At 62.4% G+C, this 18,148-nt stretch carries 23 protein-coding genes, 1 tRNA gene and 1 other RNA gene; 10 read left to right on the top strand and 15 right to left on the bottom strand.

The window, feature by feature from the left end; translation table 11 throughout:
* Positions 1 to 13: 13 nt before the first annotated feature.
* Together ACJJVR_RS13335 and rpmG are read right to left on the bottom strand one after the other, a co-directional pair.
* A complete protein-coding gene (locus ACJJVR_RS13335) occupies positions 14 to 472 on the bottom strand; it encodes a (2Fe-2S)-binding protein (protein WP_405405255.1) in 459 nt (152 codons plus the stop codon).
* A gap of 112 nt (positions 473 to 584) precedes the next feature.
* Positions 585 to 752, bottom strand: a complete 168-nt coding sequence (rpmG, locus tag ACJJVR_RS13330) for a 50S ribosomal protein L33 (protein ID WP_042244479.1) — start codon at positions 750 to 752, stop codon at positions 585 to 587.
* A gap of 375 nt (positions 753 to 1,127) precedes the next feature.
* On the opposite strand from rpmG, the gene ACJJVR_RS13325 reads away from it, so the two are divergent.
* Entirely contained in the window at positions 1,128 to 2,000 is an 873-nt protein-coding gene (locus ACJJVR_RS13325) for a hypothetical protein (protein WP_405405253.1), read from the top strand.
* Positions 2,001 to 2,851: 851 nt separating this feature from the next.
* On the opposite strand, the gene ACJJVR_RS13320 is transcribed toward ACJJVR_RS13325, so the two are convergent.
* The 3 genes from ACJJVR_RS13320 to ACJJVR_RS13310 all read right to left on the bottom strand — a co-directional run bounded on the left by ACJJVR_RS13320 (position 2,852) and on the right by ACJJVR_RS13310 (position 4,939).
* The gene (locus ACJJVR_RS13320) at positions 2,852 to 4,063 is read right to left on the bottom strand and encodes an alpha/beta hydrolase family protein (RefSeq protein WP_405405251.1); all 1,212 of its coding nucleotides are present in this window, start codon (positions 4,061 to 4,063) and stop codon (positions 2,852 to 2,854) included.
* 196 nt (positions 4,064 to 4,259) lie between these two features.
* Positions 4,260 to 4,655: a CopD family protein gene (locus tag ACJJVR_RS13315; protein WP_405405249.1), complete on the bottom strand. Its 396-nt coding sequence runs from the start codon at positions 4,653 to 4,655 to the stop codon at positions 4,260 to 4,262.
* Positions 4,655 to 4,939: a DUF3817 domain-containing protein gene (locus tag ACJJVR_RS13310; RefSeq protein WP_405405247.1), complete on the bottom strand. Its 285-nt coding sequence runs from the start codon at positions 4,937 to 4,939 to the stop codon at positions 4,655 to 4,657. Before ACJJVR_RS13310 ends, ACJJVR_RS13315 begins: the two co-directional genes overlap by 1 nt.
* A 91-nt stretch (positions 4,940 to 5,030) precedes the next feature.
* On the opposite strand from ACJJVR_RS13310, the gene ACJJVR_RS13305 reads away from it, so the two are divergent.
* Positions 5,031 to 5,639 carry a TetR/AcrR family transcriptional regulator gene (locus ACJJVR_RS13305; RefSeq protein ID WP_405405244.1) on the top strand — a complete coding sequence of 203 codons (609 nt, stop codon included), beginning with the start codon at positions 5,031 to 5,033 and terminating at the stop codon, positions 5,637 to 5,639.
* A gap of 404 nt (positions 5,640 to 6,043) precedes the next feature.
* Here the strand turns inward: ACJJVR_RS13305 and ACJJVR_RS13300 are convergent, their stop codons facing one another.
* From ACJJVR_RS13300 to ACJJVR_RS13290, 3 genes are read right to left on the bottom strand one after another with little or no spacing between them, the layout of a single operon-like run.
* Positions 6,044 to 6,421 carry a hypothetical protein gene (locus tag ACJJVR_RS13300; protein ID WP_405405243.1) on the bottom strand — a complete coding sequence of 126 codons (378 nt, stop codon included), beginning with the start codon at positions 6,419 to 6,421 and terminating at the stop codon, positions 6,044 to 6,046.
* Positions 6,418 to 6,771, bottom strand: a complete 354-nt coding sequence (locus ACJJVR_RS13295; RefSeq protein ID WP_405405241.1) for a hypothetical protein — start codon at positions 6,769 to 6,771, stop codon at positions 6,418 to 6,420. Before ACJJVR_RS13295 ends, ACJJVR_RS13300 begins: the two co-directional genes overlap by 4 nt.
* A gap of 9 nt (positions 6,772 to 6,780) precedes the next feature.
* Complete coding sequence (locus tag ACJJVR_RS13290; protein ID WP_405405239.1) at positions 6,781 to 7,173, bottom strand: helix-turn-helix domain-containing protein; 393 nt, start codon at positions 7,171 to 7,173, stop codon at positions 6,781 to 6,783.
* A 109-nt stretch (positions 7,174 to 7,282) separates the two neighbouring features.
* Between ACJJVR_RS13290 and ACJJVR_RS13285 the strand changes: the two genes are divergently transcribed.
* Genes ACJJVR_RS13285 through ACJJVR_RS13275 form a run of 3 tightly spaced genes read left to right on the top strand, consistent with a single transcriptional unit; the run spans position 7,283 to position 8,738 of the window.
* Positions 7,283 to 7,483 carry a helix-turn-helix domain-containing protein gene (locus tag ACJJVR_RS13285; RefSeq protein WP_405405238.1) on the top strand — a complete coding sequence of 67 codons (201 nt, stop codon included), beginning with the start codon at positions 7,283 to 7,285 and terminating at the stop codon, positions 7,481 to 7,483.
* A complete protein-coding gene (locus tag ACJJVR_RS13280) occupies positions 7,480 to 7,635 on the top strand; it encodes a hypothetical protein (protein ID WP_405405237.1) in 156 nt (51 codons plus the stop codon). Before ACJJVR_RS13285 ends, ACJJVR_RS13280 begins: the two co-directional genes overlap by 4 nt.
* A complete protein-coding gene (locus ACJJVR_RS13275; RefSeq protein ID WP_405405235.1) occupies positions 7,632 to 8,738 on the top strand; it encodes a tyrosine-type recombinase/integrase in 1,107 nt (368 codons plus the stop codon). The genes ACJJVR_RS13280 and ACJJVR_RS13275 overlap by 4 nt, the downstream gene beginning before the upstream one ends.
* A 17-nt stretch (positions 8,739 to 8,755) precedes the next feature.
* On the opposite strand, the gene ACJJVR_RS13270 is transcribed toward ACJJVR_RS13275, so the two are convergent.
* Positions 8,756 to 8,830, bottom strand: a tRNA-Glu gene (locus tag ACJJVR_RS13270).
* Positions 8,831 to 8,941: 111 nt separating this feature from the next.
* Positions 8,942 to 9,871 carry an AEC family transporter gene (locus tag ACJJVR_RS13265; protein ID WP_405405233.1) on the bottom strand — a complete coding sequence of 310 codons (930 nt, stop codon included), beginning with the start codon at positions 9,869 to 9,871 and terminating at the stop codon, positions 8,942 to 8,944.
* A 75-nt stretch (positions 9,872 to 9,946) separates the two neighbouring features.
* On the opposite strand from ACJJVR_RS13265, the gene gatC reads away from it, so the two are divergent.
* The 5 genes from gatC to rnpB all read left to right on the top strand — a co-directional run bounded on the left by gatC (position 9,947) and on the right by rnpB (position 13,116).
* Complete coding sequence (gene gatC, locus ACJJVR_RS13260; RefSeq protein ID WP_405405231.1) at positions 9,947 to 10,234, top strand: Asp-tRNA(Asn)/Glu-tRNA(Gln) amidotransferase subunit GatC; 288 nt, start codon at positions 9,947 to 9,949, stop codon at positions 10,232 to 10,234.
* Positions 10,231 to 11,715: an Asp-tRNA(Asn)/Glu-tRNA(Gln) amidotransferase subunit GatA gene (gatA, locus tag ACJJVR_RS13255; protein ID WP_405405229.1), complete on the top strand. Its 1,485-nt coding sequence runs from the start codon at positions 10,231 to 10,233 to the stop codon at positions 11,713 to 11,715. The genes gatC and gatA overlap by 4 nt, the downstream gene beginning before the upstream one ends.
* A 29-nt stretch (positions 11,716 to 11,744) precedes the next feature.
* The gene (locus ACJJVR_RS13250) at positions 11,745 to 12,011 is read left to right on the top strand and encodes a hypothetical protein (protein WP_405405228.1); all 267 of its coding nucleotides are present in this window, start codon (positions 11,745 to 11,747) and stop codon (positions 12,009 to 12,011) included.
* A gap of 7 nt (positions 12,012 to 12,018) precedes the next feature.
* A complete protein-coding gene (locus ACJJVR_RS13245) occupies positions 12,019 to 12,708 on the top strand; it encodes an N-acetylmuramoyl-L-alanine amidase (RefSeq protein WP_405405227.1) in 690 nt (229 codons plus the stop codon).
* 33 nt (positions 12,709 to 12,741) lie between these two features.
* Positions 12,742 to 13,116: RNase P RNA component class A (gene rnpB / locus ACJJVR_RS13240), an RNA gene on the top strand.
* 1 nt (position 13,117) lies between these two features.
* On the opposite strand, the gene ACJJVR_RS13235 is transcribed toward rnpB, so the two are convergent.
* The 5 genes from ACJJVR_RS13235 to nth all read right to left on the bottom strand — a co-directional run bounded on the left by ACJJVR_RS13235 (position 13,118) and on the right by nth (position 17,940).
* On the bottom strand, positions 13,118 to 13,570 hold the full coding sequence (locus ACJJVR_RS13235; protein ID WP_405405226.1) for a hypothetical protein: 453 nt from the start codon (positions 13,568 to 13,570) through the stop codon (positions 13,118 to 13,120).
* A gap of 89 nt (positions 13,571 to 13,659) precedes the next feature.
* Positions 13,660 to 14,841: an endolytic transglycosylase MltG gene (gene mltG / locus ACJJVR_RS13230; protein ID WP_405405424.1), complete on the bottom strand. Its 1,182-nt coding sequence runs from the start codon at positions 14,839 to 14,841 to the stop codon at positions 13,660 to 13,662.
* Positions 14,841 to 16,103 carry a beta-ketoacyl-ACP synthase II gene (fabF, locus tag ACJJVR_RS13225; protein ID WP_405405224.1) on the bottom strand — a complete coding sequence of 421 codons (1,263 nt, stop codon included), beginning with the start codon at positions 16,101 to 16,103 and terminating at the stop codon, positions 14,841 to 14,843. Before fabF ends, mltG begins: the two co-directional genes overlap by 1 nt.
* 149 nt (positions 16,104 to 16,252) lie before the next feature.
* On the bottom strand, positions 16,253 to 17,281 hold the full coding sequence (locus tag ACJJVR_RS13220; RefSeq protein WP_405405222.1) for an adenosine kinase: 1,029 nt from the start codon (positions 17,279 to 17,281) through the stop codon (positions 16,253 to 16,255).
* Entirely contained in the window at positions 17,278 to 17,940 is a 663-nt protein-coding gene (nth, locus tag ACJJVR_RS13215) for an endonuclease III (RefSeq protein WP_405405221.1), read from the bottom strand. The genes ACJJVR_RS13220 and nth overlap by 4 nt, the downstream gene beginning before the upstream one ends.
* Positions 17,941 to 18,148 lie beyond the last annotated feature (208 nt).

Below are 18,148 nucleotides of genomic sequence, written 5' to 3'. Positions count from 1 at the left end.
CCCGCCCGCGACATCACGCAGCGCCAAGGCGAACAGAGGCGGACCGGATTGCCGCGCGGATACGGGGATAGGTGGCGCAGCGGCACAGGTTGGCCGACATCGCCCGGTCGATGTCCGCGTCCGACGGATCGGCGTTCAGCGCCAGCAGCGACGCCGCCTGCATGATCTGCCCGGACTGGCAGTACCCGCACTGGGCGACCTGCTCCTCGATCCAGGCGGCCTGAACGGGGTGCGGGTCGTTGGGCGTGCCCAGCCCCTCGATCGTGGTGATCTCTCCGGCGACATCGGCCAGGCGGATCTGGCAGGCGCGTACCGCCATGCCGTCGATATGCACGGTGCAGGCGCCGCATTGCGCGATCCCGCATCCGTATTTCGTGCCCGTCAGCCCCAGAAGATCGCGCAGCGCCCACAACAGCGGCATCTGCGCGTCGGCGTCCAGGTCATGGCTGTTTCCGTTGACGATCAGTTGCATGGCCGCAATCTGCCGCAGCCGTTCGCCTCACGCAAGCCACAGGCAACGCACCATTGCAAAAGACCGCCAATCCTTGCGGATGGCGGCCCTTGCGCAGTCGGACAGGCAGATCTTACTTGATCTTGCCTTCCTTGTATTCGACGTGCTGACGCACGACCGGATCGTATTTCCGGACGGACATCTTTTCGGTCATCGTGCGGGCATTCTTCTTGGTCACATAGAAGTGGCCAGTGCCGGCGGTCGAGTTCAGCCGGATCTTGATGGTGGTCGGCTTCGCCATGGTTCTTGCTCCTGCTTCGGGGCAATCGCGCGCCGCAAACCCCGTGGAATTCTTATCGAAGCCGCCTTTTAGCCCCGCGGGTGGTGGAGTCAACCGCCAAAGCCGCGTTTGCGCACGAAAACCGCGTGGGAACCGCAGAAACATGGGTCACAGTCCGGCAAACGGAACCTGCGACACGACGCACCATTCGAAACGCCAGTGGCTGAATGCCAAAGCGTTATACACGATGTTGATCTGAAAGGGAGAAGTGGCAGCCCGTAGGGTGCGCTCACTATCCTGCGCATCCAACGCCTTAAAATGTCCAACGGGCACTGAAGCCCACGTTGAATTCGTTTCAGAAATAGACGGTTTGTCCAACCTCTTCGGGTCGCTCGGATGAGTGGCTGCCAGATCAAGGGGGACGCCGCGTATCATAGCTTCGATGCCGAGGTCGCCGCGCAGGTTCGCAGTGTCAACGCGGCCGTCATCTACCGCAACCTCGTCTTCTGGGTGCGCCATAACGAAGCGAACCGCAGGAACTTTCACGAGGGACGCTACTGGACCTACAATTCGCTCGCTGCATTCGACGAGCAGTTCCCCTATCTGACAGCCAAACAGATCAGAACCGCGCTCGATAAGCTGGTTGATGCGGGACTGATCGTGAAGGGAAATTTCGCCGAGGATAGGTTCAAACACGCGAACTGGTATGCCTTGGGCGAGACGATTTGCCCAAAAGGGCAAACGGAAGTGCCTCAGCGGTCCAATGAAACATCTGCCCTTGAGGGCGAGACATCTGCCCCTGAGGGCAAATGTATAAAGAACAGATATAAACCAGATTCAAAACCATATCCTCGCGATGTTGCCGATACTGAAATTCAAGCTGTGTGGGATGCTTATCCAGCTGATCGTCGGCGTAATCGTGAAAGGTGCCAGCATCTGGTTTCGAAGGCTTTGGAAGAAGTGGCGCTCTGCGACCTCGTAGCCGCTGCAAGCGCTTACACTGCAGAGAGCGCAGAGTTTAGCCGCTCGCTCGTGTCCTTCTTGGACAACTGGCTGCGAGCGGGTCGCTGGCGACGAAACTTGGACGATGTTCGAAGACGGCGCGAGGAAGCCGATGCGGAGGCTCATCGCCAGTCAGAACGGGTCGCGTCGTGGATCAAGTCAAAACATTCGATGTGTCAGCACCTAAAAGATGACCATGTCTCGGCGGCGGTGGCGCATGGAGTTATCACCGAACGCGAAGCTCGCTTAGCAGGGTTCCTGCAATGACCTGTGCACTCTGGCATCCGATGCGCTTCCCTTCCTGTGTAGGTCAGCAAGGCAAAACTCGTCTGAAGCGCCAATCAATATGCGGGCGAAAGGCGAGATTTGCAGTCGCCAAGGGCGGCTTCGATCCGATGCGGATCGGCGGCGCAGCCGCTTGGTTGGGTGCAGGGGCGCAGCGCCTTCGCCGACATGTTGCTTGCAACATAATAGTCGGTCAGTATTGCGTTTCTTTTGGCGGGCTTCATTCGACGAAAATCGCAGCGGCGCGGCAAGAGGGGGAGGCAGAATTATCGGAATTACAAGCTGACCTGGGCCGCCGGAGGGAGGAGGCCGCAGAACACCTCATGGAAATTGGGGCCGAGCTTGCCGCAGTGTCTGAGGATCGGGATGCCGCGCGGCACGAGCTGGAGCGTTTTGCCGCATTGAGGGAGCGCGTCGGTATCGAGCTTGTAGATTTTCGCGGTCGGACCGTGGTTGTGGTGCCAGCCAGCAGGCGCGCGCCTGACGCGTTGGCGGGCCGCTGGACTGTCGGAGGTCGCGCATTTGAATGGGCGCATGTACAGACTTTCGGACTAGTGAGTTCGCGATATCTCTGAAGTGTCCGAAAGCGCCCCGCCGCGCTAAGCGATGCGAAGGTGCGCTTTGCGCCTATCTTAGCAAATGCCATGCCGCAGTATTTTGCACGTGCATAAAAGACAGCCAGTCACTCACGGCCCGAAGCCGCCGTTGGTGAAGGCTCTCGACGCCTCGCCGCAATTCCCCAGAGCGGACCTTCATGCGCACCGCAGCATTTTGGGTTAACCGAATGACAGCAACGCGTACTTTGCGGGCCACGGCACGTGCCACATGAGCACTTATTGAACCCCTTCAAAGAAGCCCTTAATTTTGTTCAATATTGCATCATGTGCTTGCTGTCTTGCTTCGGTAGACGCTCCGCAAAGTGCAGGGTCGCCACCATCATCAGCAAGAATTTCTGGACCAGCCGGAGTGCAAGTCTGAAATCCGTCAAATACACTCGCATCACGGAACGGCGCTTGGGTGAAAAGATCTGTCGGTGTAACGGATGGCAGCGCATTATCGTGGCCAAGATCAACCACCAGCGTCGGCGCTTCTACCGAGGATTGCCGGCCAGAAAACACATCATAGTATTCAGGAGAAATCGCTACGACCGAGGAAATGCGGGTGTCTCGCCGGGGTTTAGCCAACTCAATCTGATCAACGGCACTCAAAGCAACATCCTGGGATTGATACCAAGCACAGTCCGGTCCTTGGGCAGGCTCGTCGCAAGACAGATTATAGGATTGTAAATCGAGGTTGCCTCCGGCAAGTTCCAGTGCTGCCGTGCCACCAAGTGCAAATCCCACTACGAAAATGCGATCTTTATTAATGTGTTCTGACCAAACAGGGTCTCTCAGAATTGCATCAACTGAGCGACTGACATCATTGGGGCGGTGCCATATTTCATCAACGGCAGTAGCAGCATTAGTTGGCCGCGGTGAGTTGACCTCAACGGCAAGATATCCCGCACGTGCAAGTCCGGCAGTCAGCCACGCACCTGAGTCTTCGGCGGATCGCAATCCGCCGTGCGAAACAAACACCACAGGAAGGCGATCTTCAGTCACCATCGCATCGCGGCCTGCAATAACGCCCGTGAAAACAGCATTAGCACCCGCGTCCTCTTGCGTGCCGCCGCTCCCCGGATACCAGAGTGACAAATTCAATGGACGAGTTTGAGCTTCATCTGTCACAGCAATTGATGTCACACCAAGTGATTGTTCTGCAAAAGACGGCGTTGCACAGGCGATAAAAAAGGAGAAGAAAATGGCGGATTTCATGGGCCGTGCTTTTAGGTTTTTCATAGTCCCAAACTGGAAGAAGTGATTCACTTTTGAAGTATGATAGCGCCTAGAAGTGGGGGCAATGCTCTCCATACAAGATATTTGGAATGCACCAAAAAACACTCGTTTTTGGAACATGAAAAACCACCTCATTTTGAGCCGTCGAAAACCCCTTTCAAAACCAAGGCAGTTCTGGAACATCTTTGAAAAGCCAACGACAGCAGACATTCGCGGCGGTGCAGTATATCGGCAAAAGTGGGCTCCTTTCCGAAATTCTCGGCATTTGCATACCAAATCGACGCCAAACTGGAAGGCGAGCGCCGGCTGTGCGGACTTTGCTGTCGTTGCGTTTCCTCATTTGAATGTCTGCTCTTTTTCTCTTCCGAAAAACAGGGCTTAGGCCCAACCTGGCAACGCGATGCAATCATGGTTTGATCGTCACAAGAAGGACGATCAGCGACAATAGGGCCAGCCCGACAAACAGGAACAGGCCGCCCGTGGGCTTTACATCCCCGCTGTTGTCCTGAACCGCGCGGCGCAGTTTTCCGACCAGAGCACCGTGCAATCCCGAGAGGCCGAGCACGAGCACAATCTTCATCCCCAACCATGCTGATGTAAACCAGCCCCCCTGAACCCCAAGCGATATGCCGAAAAGCAAGGCGAGGATCATCGCAGGAGAGGACACGGCTCTGTCATAGGCCCGCAACGGTTCCATATGGATCAAGGCTGGATATCGCAAGGCAAGAGTAACAGCGGCCAACCCGCCGAGCCAAACGAAAAGAGCAATCAGATGCGCGGCTTTGGTGAGGTCGTAAAGCATTATTTTTCTTCCATTTTTCGGCGCAACCAGCGCTCATTGACAAAGCCACCGAAGGGGATCATCGCACCGACAAAAAGGCGCGCGGCCCCTGTCCAGCCAATCAGACCTTCTGCCCAGGATCGGATCACGAACCAGAGGAAAATCATGAATGCCAATCCGTGGAGCGGCCCCATGACAGAAACGAGTTGCGGCACACCTGCAAAGTATTTCAGTGGCATCGCCAAACAAAACAGAGCGAGGAGTGTCAGAGCCTCGAAAATAGCGGCACGCATAAGGCCAATCATGAAGGATCCTCCGAGTCTATGTGTAAACGTTCGTTTACTTTACGGCGCGACTTGACCTGTGTAAACAGTTGTTCACACGGAGGCGGTATCAATGAAAAAAGCCAGCATCGTAAAAGACCGCGCAGCGACCGAGGCCCGCATTCTCAACGCGGCCCGGGCCGTGTTTGCCCGACGCGGATACGATGCAGCTGGATTGCGCGAGATTGCGGAAGCGGCCCAAGCGAACCTATCGCTGATCAGCCGGTATTTCGGCGGCAAGGAGGGGTTGCTGACTGCGTTGACAGATCAGTTTGTTGCGAGCCGCCGAGAGGGGAAGTTATCCTATCCGCCGCAGGATACTTTGGAAGACGAGATATACAGTTACCTGCACGAAAAGCTACGCGACGATCTGAAGGACGAGGACATCGTGCGACTGATCGTCAGTCGCGCCGCCATCGATGCCGAGTTTCGAGAAAAGGGGCGCGTGCATTCAGATGGTCTCGCGGATGAAAATTTTCGCATCCGTGTCGAACGGTTACAGGATAACGGCAAAGTTTCACCAGATATAAATATCGACTTGTTGTTCGCAGGCGTTATGCATGTGTCTTTTTCGGTGAATTTCTTCAGCGCGATAGTTGCAAAGCGTCCAGACACAGAAATTGATGCGCTCTTCCATGGGTTCGCTGCGGTGTTGGCGCAGGGGTTTCCGGTTCGGCATTAAAGGGCGCATTTGGCGCATGTCGCGGCAAGAACTACCGCGCAGGCAGGGGGGAAATGTCGGCTTTGCACTATGAGAACCAATAATCGTGCACTTGCAGCGAAGGTCTCCTTCCCGCCCCTTTCCTACCGATTGAAATCGCAGACGCGTCGTACACCGAGCAAGCGTGTTTAACGGGAGTCGTGTCTCGCATGACCGTCCCCGCGCTGCGCGCCGATCCGTACCGGATCGAAGCCCCCTCCACATAGGTTCCGGCGGGTGCGTGGGTTGTTCGGGGAGGGTGTCGGCTGGCTGTCCGGCGCCGGGGTGTGCGTATTGTCCGGCCATGCCTGGCGACGGCTCGCAGCGACCGATCAACGGCGGCTGGCGGTCGCCCGGTCGGGTCAGTCAGATCCGTCCGGCGGGGGTCACAGGTCCATGTCGGAGGGCGTGACCTCGCCGCCGGTCAGGGCGTCGATGATCTGCCGGTCGAGGGCGTCGCGGTGGATACGTCCGAGTTCGAAGTCGACCAGCGCGAAGATGATGGAGGTGGTCCCCGGCTCGCCCCGGTAGCTGACCGTGAAGGTGGCGAGGCAGCCGGACTTCAGCTCTTTCTCCCGCGGATCGTGGAAGCGGTAGGTCACGTGGTTGTCGTGCATCTGCGTGGTGTCGCAAGTGCGGAACGACCGCGTCTGGGTGGTGCCTTTCCAGTCCTCTTCGACCACCTGCCGTTTGGGCTGGGCGTCAAGGTCGGGGATGAAGCCGCTGTCGGTACTCCAGGCATAAGCGGAGCGACGGATCGTCATAGGCGGCGGGCATAGAAGTGCATTTGCGCAACGGCAGGTAGTATTAGAATTGCCGCAATGATCGCGAGAAAGCTCAGACCGGAACTGATCGGTTGACCGGACAAGCTAACGGCAATGCCAATCAAGAAAATTGCAAAAAGCAGTGCGCAGGCTAGAATCGCCTGCGCAAACGGCCAGACAAGTGCTGCATTGCGCATCGCTTTATGTTGAATACGGACATCTTCAATCGTCGGACGTTCCGCAATGCTGATTATGCGCTGATCCTTCGCCGACATGAATTTCCGGGAGTCATCTCTCAATCGGTCCAGCGCTGCGCGCATAATATCCTTGATCTCGTCTTCGTCAGTCATGGTCCACCCTTAGATCGCCAACCTGATGATCTCTTCGTATTCGTCTTGGCTGATCTCGCCCGTCTCAGACATTTTACGGATAAGATATCGCACGATTTTTGCTTCCTTCTCCGGCGGGATGTCGAAGCCGTTCTCGGTGATGAACTCCCGCGTGACCGTAACCGCCCGCTCGATGATGTCGTCGGACAGCTTCGAGGTCATCCCGGAGCGGCCTAGCAACAACCATTCGGCGGACAAATCGTAGTCGCGGCAAAGCTTGACCGCGAGGCTGATCGGCAGGTCCGTCGCCTCGCGCTCATAGTTCTTGTAGGCGCTTTGAGAGACGCCAAGCTCTTCGGCGAAGGGGATCTGGTTCTTGCCCAGACTTTTCCGGAAATGGACGAGTCTCTTCGCGATGGTCATGATGCTTGCGGAATGTATCGAATCGTGTATCTTCGGTTCAAATATATACCCTCGCGGCGCGGTTCATACGCTTTCGTACAGATAGTCCACGATTTTTCAGGGATTCGCCATGCAAAACGAACTGGAGACCCCCAAGGAACTCGCAAACCGCCTCGGTTGGCCCGAACGGCGCGTCCGGTCCTTAATTACCAGCAAGCAGCTACGGCACGTGAAGGTCGGCGGGATGTACTTCGTACCAACCGGAGCATTCGATGAGTTTCTGAAGGCGCACATGGTCGAACCAGACCAATCGCAACAGGGGCAGGGATGATGGCTAACCGACCCGCTGTCGTCACGAAGACCGAGGTTGCGCGTAGCATCGCAGCGGCGATCTCGGCGGGCCTTAAGATCGGACGGATCGAAGTCGACCACCGGGAAGGCAAGGTCGTGATCTTCCCGGTGGGTATGGATGACAGCGCATGAGTGAACCCATGCGACCGCCTCTTGCGATGAAGCGTCGTAAGAACCCTTACCCACACGTGAGGAAGAACATCGTGAAGGGTCGTATCTACTGGAAGTTTGAGAAGGGCGATTTCCGCACGAACCTCCCTGGCCATTACGGATCACCGGAGTTCGATGCTGCTTACGAGGCTGCGCTCGAAAGGGTCAAGCTACCCCGCAGTAAGGCTAAGGCTGACACGCTCGGCTGGCTAATTGAACAGTTTCTCGGAAGTCTGCGCTACAAGAACTCATCGGCGATCCGCAAGGAAACCCTGCGCTACCAACTCGACTGGCTTAAGAAAGAGGCAGGCGATCCACCATTCGCGCGGCTAGAGGTCAGTCACGTAGAAGCTCTGATGGCGAAGAAGGACGGTCCAAGTGCCGCGAACGCCGTAAAGAAGAACCTGTCGATGCTCTTCAACTTCGCCAGCAAAAAGCTGAAGTACGCGGGTGCGAATCCCGCCAAATCCGCTGACCGGCTGAAAGAGAACTCTGACGGCTACCATACTTGGACCGACTACGAGGTTGACCGCTTCCTTGATCGGCATGGTCCGGGGTCCAAGGCCCGCCTTGCGATCCTGATTGCCTTGAACACTGGCATGGCGCGACAAGACCTCTGCAAAGCAAGGCTTCACATGCTCTCGGTAAAGGATGGCCAGCTTCGCATCGCGTATGCTCGGGGGAAGACCTCAGTCGCGGCTGATATGCCTGTGCTTCCCGAATTGGCCAAAGAGATTGCTCGGCTACCGCAAGATCAAGAGACGTTCATCACGCAGCAGCGGTCGAAGCAGCCCTACATGGTCACATCGTTCGGCAACTGGTTCCGTGATCGCTGCAACGAAGCTGGTGTTCCCGGCTCAATCCACGGGCTCCGAAAGGCAGGGGCCACTCGACTTGCCGACGCGGGTGCTTCGGAGTGGGAGATCGCTTCCTATCTCGCGCACACGGATACGACCCAAGCCCGTACCTACACACGCAAGGCAAATCGTTCGAAGCTGGCGGACAGCGGCTTCGAAAAGCTGCGCAGAATGTCCAACTCTTCAAAGACGTTGGACAATGAAAGGAGAAATTCCAATGAAGAATAATAACTTACAGGTAAAAGTGGCAGCCCGTAGGGGAGTCGAACCCCTCTTTTCAGGTTGAAAACCTGACGTCCTAACCGATAGACGAACGGGCCACTTTCTGTCGCTGCCAGTCTTCCCTGGCGGCGTGAGGCGGTGTTTAGGCAAACCCGCGAGAGGCTGCAAGCCAAAAAACAGGCCTGCGGGAAAAAAATCGCAAGGCGCGCTCAGACGCCAAGAAACCCTGCAAAAATAAGCCACAAGGGCAAGGTCAGCGCCGCAAGGACGGTCTGCCACGTAAAGATCGCGGCATAGAAATCCGCGTCCCCGCCCATCTGGCGTGCCAGGATATAGCCGACGGGCGCCCCGGGCGCGGCAGTGGCCAGCACGCCCGACGCAACCTGTCCCGCGGGCAATCCGATGATCAGCGCGACCGCCAGAAAGATCACCGGGCACAGCGCCAGCCGCATCCAGACCCCCAGCCACAGTGCCGGGTCCCGCTGCCACAGGCGCGACGGATCGATCCCCGCGCCCACCGCCAGCAGACCGACCGCCAGCGCCCCCTGCCCCAGCCAGTCCAGCGGCAACAGCAGCCACGCGGGCAGCGCGACCCCCGACAGGTTCAGCATCAGCCCCGCCACGCAGGAAAGCACCATCGGGTTGCGCCCGATCTCGGCACCGATGCGGGCGGCGGCCCCTGACGGGCGCGGCCCGTCCGACAGCATCGTCAGTGCCACGATGGACAGGATGTTCGACCCCGGGATCAGAAACGCCAGCGCCACCGCCAGATCGCCCAGGGCCGGTGCACCATAGGCCTGCGCCGCGACCGCCAGGATCAGCAGCGAATTGAACCGCAACGCGCCCTGAAACAGCGACCCCGCGCGCGGCCCCGTCTGACCCCGGCGCAGCGCCCAGATCAGCGCCAGCGCCCCCGTAGCCGCAAAGGCCAGCGCCAGCGCACCCAGATAGGGACCAAGGCGCCCGATCGACAGTTCGGACCGATAGATCGACGTCAGCAGGATCGCGGGAAACAGCACGCGGTATCCCAGCTGTTCGATCCCCGGCCAACTGGTGGCGTGGATCAGTCCGCCCCGCCGGGCCAGATGACCCAGCAGGACCAGCGCGATGACGGGGATGACGGCCAGGGCTGCTTGCATTGGGTCCCTTTCGGCCGTGCGTCTTGCGGCCTTTCGCGCGGGGTTGTAGACCCGCGGCCAACGAAAGGAAACGTCATGTCGATCACCGAGGATCAGGCCCGCAAGGTCGCCCATCTGGCGCGCATCGCGGTCGATGATGCCGCCCTGCCCGCCCTGGCGCGCGATCTGTCCGGCATCCTGCATTTCATGGACCAGCTGAACGAGGTCGATGTCGAGGGCGTCGAACCCATGACCGGTGTCACGCCCATGCGCCTGAAACGGCGCGAGGATGTCGTGACCTCGGGCGGCATGGCCGGCAAGATCCTGTCCAACGCCCCCGACGCCCGCGAGGGGTTCTTTGCCGTGCCGAAGGTGGTGGAATGACGAACGCGAACCAACTGACCATCGCCGATGCGCGCGACGCGCTGGCGCGGGGCGATCTGACCTCGGTCGAACTGACCGATGCGTGTCTGAGCGCCATTGACGCCGCAGGCGCGCTGAACGCGTTCGTGCATCACACGCCCGACATGGCGCGTGACATGGCGCGGGCCGCCGATACCCGCATCAAGGCGGGCGATGCGGCCGCGATGACCGGCATTCCGGTGGGCATCAAGGACGTGTTCTGCGTGCGGGGCGTCCCGTCGCAGGCGGGCAGCCGCATCCTGCAGGGGTTCACCCCCGAATACGAATCGACCGTGACGCAGAACCTGTGGAACGCGGGCGCGGTGATGCTGGGCAAGCTGAACCAGGACGAATTCGCGATGGGTTCGACGAACGAATCCAGCTGTTACGGCGCGGCCGTGAACCCCTGGCGCGGGGCCGACGGGGTCCAGCTGACGCCGGGCGGCAGTTCGGGCGGGTCCGCCGCCGCCGTGGCCGCCGATCTGTGCCTGGGCGCGACCGGCACCGACACGGGCGGATCGATCCGCCAGCCCGCGGCACTGACCGGCACGGTCGGGCTGAAGCCCACATATGGCCGGGTCAGCCGGTGGGGCGTGATCGCCTATGCCTCCAGCCTGGATCAGGCGGGGCCGATGACGCGCACCGTGCGCGACGCGGCGATCATGCTGGGCGCGATGGCATCCGCCGACCCGCAGGACAGCACCTGCGTCGACATGGCCGTGCCCGATTTCGAGGCCGCGCTGACCGGCGACATCCGCGGCAAGCGGATCGGCATTCCGCGCGAATACCGCGTGGACGGCATGCCCGACGCCATCGACGCCCTGTGGCGCCAGGGGGCCGAAATGCTGCGCGATGCGGGCGCGGAAATCGTCGACATCAGCCTGCCGCATACGAAATACGCCCTGCCCGCCTATTACGTCATCGCCCCTGCCGAGGCGTCGTCGAACTTGGCCCGCTATGACGGTGTGCGTTACGGGCATCGCGCGAAACTGGGCAAGGGCGACGGCATCACCCAGCTGTACGAAAACACTCGCGCCCAGGGGTTCGGCCCCGAGGTTCAGCGCCGGATCATGATCGGCACCTATGTGCTGTCGGCGGGGTTCTATGACGCCTATTACAACCGCGCCCGCAAGGTCCGCGCGCTGATCAAGCGCGACTTTGACCAGGCCTTTGCGGCGGGGGTCGATTCGATCCTGGCGCCCGCGACGCCGTCGGCGGCGTTCCCCCTGGGGTCCGTCGACAAGGGCGATCCGGTGCAGATGTATCTGAACGACGTGTTTACGGTGACGCTGAACCTGGCAGGCCTGCCCGGCATCGCGGTGCCGGTGGGACAGGATGCACAGGGCCTGCCCCTGGGCCTGCAGCTGATCGGCCGCCCCTTCGAAGAGGGGGATCTGCTGAACCAGGCACAGGTTCTGGAACGCGCTGCGGGATTTGTGGCCAAGCCGGACCGCTGGTGGTAACGTCCGCGAAACGGACCGATGGAGGCGTGATGCGCGGCTGGTGTATGATCGGAGTGCTGGCGCTGGCCGGATGCGGGGAACACCGGGGCTGGAACCCGAACTATCAGTTCGGGGCCACCCCCTATGGCCAATACCGCACCGCACGCGAGGCGGCGTTGGTCACGGACACCACACCGGCGTCGACGATCCCCATCGCCCTGCCCGTTTATTCCCCCACCGGTGAACAGATCGCCGGGTCCGACCCGGTGCCGATCCCGGCGACGATGGGCCTGCGCATCCGCCGCCCCGCGCCATAGGGCGCAGGTGACCACCTTTCCCAGCCCGAATCACGGCGACCGCCGTGGGCAGGTGCCGTCGGTGATCGTGATCCACTATACCGGTATGGCAGACGCCCCGGCGGCGCGCGCCCGCCTGTGCGATGCCGATGCCCAGGTCAGCGCCCATTGGCTGATCGATGCGGATGGCACGACCGAACAGCTGGTCTGCGAAACCCGCCGCGCGTGGCATGCCGGTGCCGGGGGATGGCGGGGCCTGGACGACCTGAACAGCCGGTCGATCGGGATCGAACTCGCCAATCCCGGCGACCGCCCCTATCCGGCACCCCAGATGGCCGCCCTGCGCGTGCTGCTGCGTGCCATCATGGACCGCTGGTCCATCCCCCCCACGGCCGTCATCGGCCATTCCGACATGGCGCCCGGACGCAAGATCGACCCCGGCCCCCGCCTTGACTGGGAGGGACTGGCACGCGACGGTCTGGCGACCTTTGTCCGCCCCGCGCCAAATGACCCCGCCACGCCGCTGTCGGACAGCCTGACCGCTCTGGGCTATCCCGACCACCCGGCGCGCCTCGACGCGTTCCGCCTGCGCCATCGGCCCTGGGCCACGGGGCCGGAAACCGACGCCGACCGGCGCACCGCCGCCCGGCTTGTTCTGCTAGGCAAAAATACCCCCGGGGTATCGCCCCGGAACGATGGGGGCGGCGCGCCCTCTTGACGCCCCCGGCCTTGCGCACCATACGGGCCACGCGCGGAGGGCTGGATGACCGCGGCGCGGCAACGCGTCGAGGAAAGTCCGGACTCCATGAGGCAATGGTGCCGGGTAACGCCCGGCGGGGGCAACCCCAGGGACAGCGCCACAGAGAACAGACCGCCCATGTCCGCATGGGTAAGGGTGAAACGGTGGGGTAAGAGCCCACCGGGGGGCTGGCAACAGCGCCCGCATGGCAAGCCCCACCAGGAGCAATGCCGAATAGGGATCGCGCGCGGGTTCGCCCGCAGGGCCGCCTTGCCCCAGCAGATCCGGGTAGGCAGCTAGATCCGTCCGGTAACGGACGGACCAGAGGAATGGTCATCCAGCCGCGCAAGCGGTGGACAAAATCCGGCTTACAGGCCCTCCGCGCACTTCAAACTTTCTTGCCGCCCTTGTTCCGCGCCTCGGTCGCCGTGGCGATGGCCTCGGCGGATTCGCTCTGCATTTTCTGGGTGAACGCGACCATCTGCGCGGCATAGGTCTCGGCCCAATCGGCGAACGCGGTGCCGCCGCCCGATCCGCCCACGGCGGACATGGCCTTGGTGCGCATCTCCTCTCCCTGCTTCTGCATCGTGGCGAACTGGTCCTCCCAGGTCTTCTGCATCTGCTGCCACTGGCTCTGCATGGCCTCGCTGGCACCCTCCATCTGAGCCTTGATGCGGGCGTTGACCTCCTGCTGCTGCTGCATGGCCTGGGCCTGCCACTGACGGGCCTGTTCCATCGCCTCGTCCTGGCCCTTGGCCATCGCGGCCTGCCATTCGGTCAGGCGTTCCTGGAACTGGCGGGCATTGTCGGTCAGCGTCTTCAGCATGTCGGGCAGTATCATCACGGCTCCTCCCAAGGCTATGGGGCCATGAAACAGGCCCCCGGATGCAAGCCTGCGTCCGGGGGCCGTGTTTGTCAAACGCGCGGGCGTCAGTCTGCGGTCTGGACCGGGCTGTCCGCGGGCAACCCCTGCTGCCGTTCGATCTCGCGCCAGCTAGCGACAGCGGCGTTGTGTTCGTCCAGCGTACGGCTGAACGCGTGCCCGCCGGTGCCGTCGGCCACGAAATACAGATAGTCGGTCTCATCGGGGTTCAGCGCTGCGCGGATAGCGGCCCGGCCCGGATTGGCGATGGGCGTCGGCGGCAATCCGTCGATCCGATAGGTGTTGAAGGGCGTGGCCGTGTCCAGTTCCGACCGGCGCAGGCCGCGATCCAGCACCGCCTGCCCGTTCGTCACGCCATAGATCACCGTCGGGTCGGTCTGCAGCCGCATCCCCTGACGCAGACGGTTCACGAAGACGCTGGCGACCTGCGGGCGTTCGTCCGCCTGCCCCGTTTCCTTCTCCACGATGGATGCCATGATCAGCGCCTCTTCGGGCGTGTCATAGGGCATGCCGAACGGGCGCGCCTCCCATTCCGCGGCAAGAATGGCGGCCTGACGGCTGGCCATCTGGGCCAGGACCGCGTTCCGGTCGCCGCCCTTGTCCAGCAGATAGGTGTCGGGGGCCAGGCTGCCCTCGGCCGGGATCTCGGCCACGTCGCCGGTCATGAAATTGGCGGCGCGCAACGCCTCGACCACCTGCCAGCTGGTCACGCCCTCGGCCATGACCAGCGACAGGCGCACATCGGCGCGGTCCTGTGCCTGAACGATGGGCGCGGGGCGTTCGCCCTGACCGGGGTTCCAGCGGGCCATTTCCTCATACGCGCCGGTCTGTTGGTTGGTGTCGCGCAGCAGGACGGTGTTCTCGCGCACGCCGACGCGCACGATCACCTCGGTCCCGCAGGTCGAGGGGCCGCCCGCTGTCACCGTCTGGACGATCTGTTCCATGCTGGCCTGCGGCGGCATCAGAAAGCTGCCGAATTTCAGGTCGCGCGCCTTGTCCATGTAATCGGCACCGGCGCGAAAGATGTAGGCGTTGGAAATCGCCCCCTGCGCCGCCAGCTGGTTGCTAACCGCATTCAGGCTGGCCCCCGGAGAGATCTGGACGCATTGCGCGATGGCGCTTGGTCCCGGCCCGCTGAACTCGCGCTTGGCCCAGGCCACGGCGGCGGCGGCTGCGACCAGCAGCACGATCGCCAGCGTCAGACAGTTCGAGGCGATGTTGCGCCAGATCATCCGGCGACCTTTCCCAGCACCAGGCTGGCATTGGTACCGCCAAAGCCAAAGCTGTTGGACAGGGCGATGTCGACCTTGCGGCGCACCGCAGCGTTGGCGGCCAGATCCAGTTTCGGCGTCACGGCCGGGTTGTCCAGGTTGATCGTCGGCGGGCAGATCTGATCCCGGATCGCCAGCACGCAGAAAATCGCCTCGACCGCGCCGGCGGCACCCAGCAGGTGGCCGATGCTGGACTTCGTCGACGACATGACCGCGCCCGACGCGGCATCACCCATCAGGCGTTCCACCGCGCCCAGCTCGATCGTGTCGGCCATGGTGCTGGTGCCATGCGCATTGATGTAATCGATCCGGTCCGGCGTCAGGTCCGCATTGCGCAACGCGGCCTCCATCGCGCGGTACCCGCCATCGCCATCCTCGCTTGGGGCGGTGATGTGATAGGCGTCGCCCGACATCCCATAACCCAGCACCTCGGCATAGATCCTGGCGCCCCGCGCCTTGGCGTGTTCGTATTCCTCCAGCACGACGACGCCCGCACCCTCGCCCATCACGAACCCGTCGCGGTCGGCGTCATAGGGGCGGCTGGCCGCCTGCGGATCGTCCGCGCGCTTGGTCGACAGTGCTTTGCAGGCGTTAAAGCCCGCGATGCCGATCTCGCTGATCGGGCTTTCCGCGCCGCCCGCGATCATCACGTCCGCATCGCCGTACCGGATCATCCGCGACGCGTCGCCAATCGCATGCGCGCCCGTCGAACATGCGGTCACGACTGCATGGTTCGGCCCCTTGAACCCGTACCGGATCGACACCTGGCCCGAGATCAGGTTGATCAGCGCGCCGGGAATAAAGAACGGCGACACCCGCTTGGGCCCGCGTTCCTTGATCAGCACCGCGGTTTCCGCGATCGAGGTCAGCCCGCCGATGCCGGACCCGATCATCACGCCCGTGCGCAACCGGCTTTCCTCGTCCTCGGGCATCCAGCCCGCGTCCAGCACCGCCTGATGCGCCGCCGCCACGCCGTACAGGATGAAATCGTCCACCTTGCGGCGGTCCTTGGGTTCCATCCAGTCGCTGGCGTTGAACGTGCCGTCACTGCCATCGCCCAACGGAATCTCGCAGGCGTATTTCGTCACCACGTCGGATGCGTCGAACCGGGTGATCGGCCCCGCGCCGGATTTCCCGGCCAGCAGACGTTCCCACGTCGCCTCGACGCCGGACGCCAGTGGCGTGACCATCCCAAGCCCGGTGACAACAACCCTGCGCATCGGCATTTCCCTCATCTGCTCGTTATTTCAGCCCTGATACACGCGCCCCCCCTGCCGCGCAACGCCACGAAACCGCGATGGGCGGGCATGGGCCGGGCAACGCCGGGGGGTCCGGGGGGCTGGCCCCCCGGCGCGTCGCGGGACGCAGATCAGGCCAGACCTGCGGCCCGGAACCGCGCCAGAATGTCCGATTGCGGTCGCGGGCCCACATGGCCGATCACCTCGGACGCCGCGATGATCCCCATGCGGCCCGCGACCGACAACGGATGCCCCGTTGCCAACCCATAGATCAGGCCCGCCGCAAACTGATCGCCCGCCCCGGTCGCATCAACCGGCACGACGCGCTGCACCGGCACCGACACCCGTTCCCCGTCGCGGATCAGGATCGCATCGTCACCCGACCGGGTGCAGATCACCGTCCCGCAATCGGCGACCGCCAGGCGCAGCGCCTCCTCCAGGTCCTCGACCTGGTACAGCGACTGCCATTCGTGGACGTTGCCGATCACGTAATCCATCGGACCCGCGACCAGGCGGCGGAAATCGTCGCGGTGGCGGTCCACGCAGAACGGGTCCGACAGGGCGATCCCCGCCTGCCCGCCCGCCGCATGACAGCATTCAGCGGCCTTCAGGAACGCGGCCTTGCCCTTGTCCTTATCGAACAGATAACCCTCCAGGAACAGCCAGCCCGCACCGTCGAACACCTCGGGCGCGACGTCGGTTGGTCCCAGCTCGGCCGAAATTCCCAGATAGGTGTTCATCGACCGCTCGCCATCCGGCGTGACAAAGATGATCGTGCGAGAGCTGGGCAGCGCGCCCCCCGCCACGGGCGGGTTCACGAACCGCGTGCCTGCGGTTTCGGTCTGCCGGGCATACAGACGCCCGATTTCGTCATCCGCCACGCTGCCGATGAACGCCGTGCGCAGCCCCATCCCGCCGATGCCCGCCAAGGTGTTCGCCACGCTGCCGCCCGCGACCATGCGCGCCTGATCACGGCGCGCGGAATGGTCGTCGGCCTGGGTTGCCATCAGGTATTCCGACCGCTCGCGGTCGACCAGCTGCATGATACCCTTGGTGATCCCCAAGGCCTCCAGGCGTGCCTCCTCGGTCGGCGCGATGATGTCCATCACGGCATTGCCGATGCCGACGATATAAGGCCCAGTCTTGTCCGGGGTGGTCATGCTGTCTTCTCCTCATAGGGGCACAGGTTGCGGATCGGGCAGATGCCGCAGCGGGGTTTGCGCGCCTGACAGACATAGCGCCCGTGCAGGATCAGCCAGTGATGCGCGTGGGTCTGGAACCGGGCGGGAACGTTGTCCTCGATCGCGCGCTCGACCTCGTCGACGTCGCGGCCGGGCGCGATGCGCGTACGGTTGCCCACCCGAAAGATATGCGTGTCGACCGCCTGTGCCGGATGGCCGAACGCACAGGACAGCACGACATTCGCCGTCTTGCGTCCCACGCCCGGCAGGCTGGTCAGGGCGGCGCGGCTGTCGGGCACCTGACCCCCGTAATCGTTGACCAGGATCCGCGACAGGGCGATGACGTTCTTGGCCTTTTGCCGGAACAGGCCGATGGTCCTGATGTGCTCGGTCACGCCCTCGACACCCAGATCCAGCATCTTTTCAGGCGTGTCGGCCACCGCGAACAGCCCGCGCGTCGCGCGGTTCACGCCCACATCCGTGGCTTGCGCCGACAGCGCCACCGCCACGACCAGCGTGAACGGGTTCACGAACAGCAGCTCGGTTTCGGGGGCCGGGTTGTCCTCGGCCAGCCGCGAAAAGATCGCAACCTGATCGGCAAAGGGCAATGGGGGCGGCATGCGACGCTGAATGGCCATGCCCGCTTTTGACCGCCACAGCGCGCGTTTGCAAGCATGCCCCGCCCCATCGGGCCACAGGCGGGTTTTTGCCGCGTTTCCAGTGACCTCCACGAAACAGTGACTTTCCTTTGACGTGGAACTGCGACAGCGTGCCACGCGTTGACGGCATATTCCGGAATCAGTCCGATTGGACCCTCCGGGCAGCCACGAACGCACCGGGCACGGC

The organism is Paracoccus sp. Ld10 (assembly GCF_045064235.1).
Classification (GTDB): domain Bacteria; phylum Pseudomonadota; class Alphaproteobacteria; order Rhodobacterales; family Rhodobacteraceae; genus Paracoccus.
The sequence above is the reverse complement of the archived record's forward strand: the minus strand, read 5'-3'. Positions and strand labels throughout refer to the sequence as shown.

Coding starts and splice junctions, on each gene's coding strand:
- ACJJVR_RS13335 (WP_405405255.1), bottom strand. CDS start 472: ATGCAACTGATCGTCAACGGAAACAGCCATGACCTGGACGCCGACGCG.
- rpmG (WP_042244479.1), bottom strand. CDS start 752: ATGGCGAAGCCGACCACCATCAAGATCCGGCTGAACTCGACCGCCGGC.
- ACJJVR_RS13325 (WP_405405253.1), top strand. CDS start 1,128: ATGAGTGGCTGCCAGATCAAGGGGGACGCCGCGTATCATAGCTTCGAT.
- ACJJVR_RS13320 (WP_405405251.1), bottom strand. CDS start 4,063: ATGTCTGCTGTCGTTGGCTTTTCAAAGATGTTCCAGAACTGCCTTGGT.
- ACJJVR_RS13315 (WP_405405249.1), bottom strand. CDS start 4,655: ATGCTTTACGACCTCACCAAAGCCGCGCATCTGATTGCTCTTTTCGTT.
- ACJJVR_RS13310 (WP_405405247.1), bottom strand. CDS start 4,939: ATGATTGGCCTTATGCGTGCCGCTATTTTCGAGGCTCTGACACTCCTC.
- ACJJVR_RS13305 (WP_405405244.1), top strand. CDS start 5,031: ATGAAAAAAGCCAGCATCGTAAAAGACCGCGCAGCGACCGAGGCCCGC.
- ACJJVR_RS13300 (WP_405405243.1), bottom strand. CDS start 6,421: ATGACGATCCGTCGCTCCGCTTATGCCTGGAGTACCGACAGCGGCTTC.
- ACJJVR_RS13295 (WP_405405241.1), bottom strand. CDS start 6,771: ATGACTGACGAAGACGAGATCAAGGATATTATGCGCGCAGCGCTGGAC.
- ACJJVR_RS13290 (WP_405405239.1), bottom strand. CDS start 7,173: ATGACCATCGCGAAGAGACTCGTCCATTTCCGGAAAAGTCTGGGCAAG.
- ACJJVR_RS13285 (WP_405405238.1), top strand. CDS start 7,283: ATGCAAAACGAACTGGAGACCCCCAAGGAACTCGCAAACCGCCTCGGT.
- ACJJVR_RS13280 (WP_405405237.1), top strand. CDS start 7,480: ATGATGGCTAACCGACCCGCTGTCGTCACGAAGACCGAGGTTGCGCGT.
- ACJJVR_RS13275 (WP_405405235.1), top strand. CDS start 7,632: ATGAGTGAACCCATGCGACCGCCTCTTGCGATGAAGCGTCGTAAGAAC.
- ACJJVR_RS13265 (WP_405405233.1), bottom strand. CDS start 9,871: ATGCAAGCAGCCCTGGCCGTCATCCCCGTCATCGCGCTGGTCCTGCTG.
- gatC (WP_405405231.1), top strand. CDS start 9,947: ATGTCGATCACCGAGGATCAGGCCCGCAAGGTCGCCCATCTGGCGCGC.
- gatA (WP_405405229.1), top strand. CDS start 10,231: ATGACGAACGCGAACCAACTGACCATCGCCGATGCGCGCGACGCGCTG.
- ACJJVR_RS13250 (WP_405405228.1), top strand. CDS start 11,745: ATGCGCGGCTGGTGTATGATCGGAGTGCTGGCGCTGGCCGGATGCGGG.
- ACJJVR_RS13235 (WP_405405226.1), bottom strand. CDS start 13,570: ATGATACTGCCCGACATGCTGAAGACGCTGACCGACAATGCCCGCCAG.
- fabF (WP_405405224.1), bottom strand. CDS start 16,103: ATGCGCAGGGTTGTTGTCACCGGGCTTGGGATGGTCACGCCACTGGCG.
- ACJJVR_RS13220 (WP_405405222.1), bottom strand. CDS start 17,281: ATGACCACCCCGGACAAGACTGGGCCTTATATCGTCGGCATCGGCAAT.
- nth (WP_405405221.1), bottom strand. CDS start 17,940: ATGGCCATTCAGCGTCGCATGCCGCCCCCATTGCCCTTTGCCGATCAG.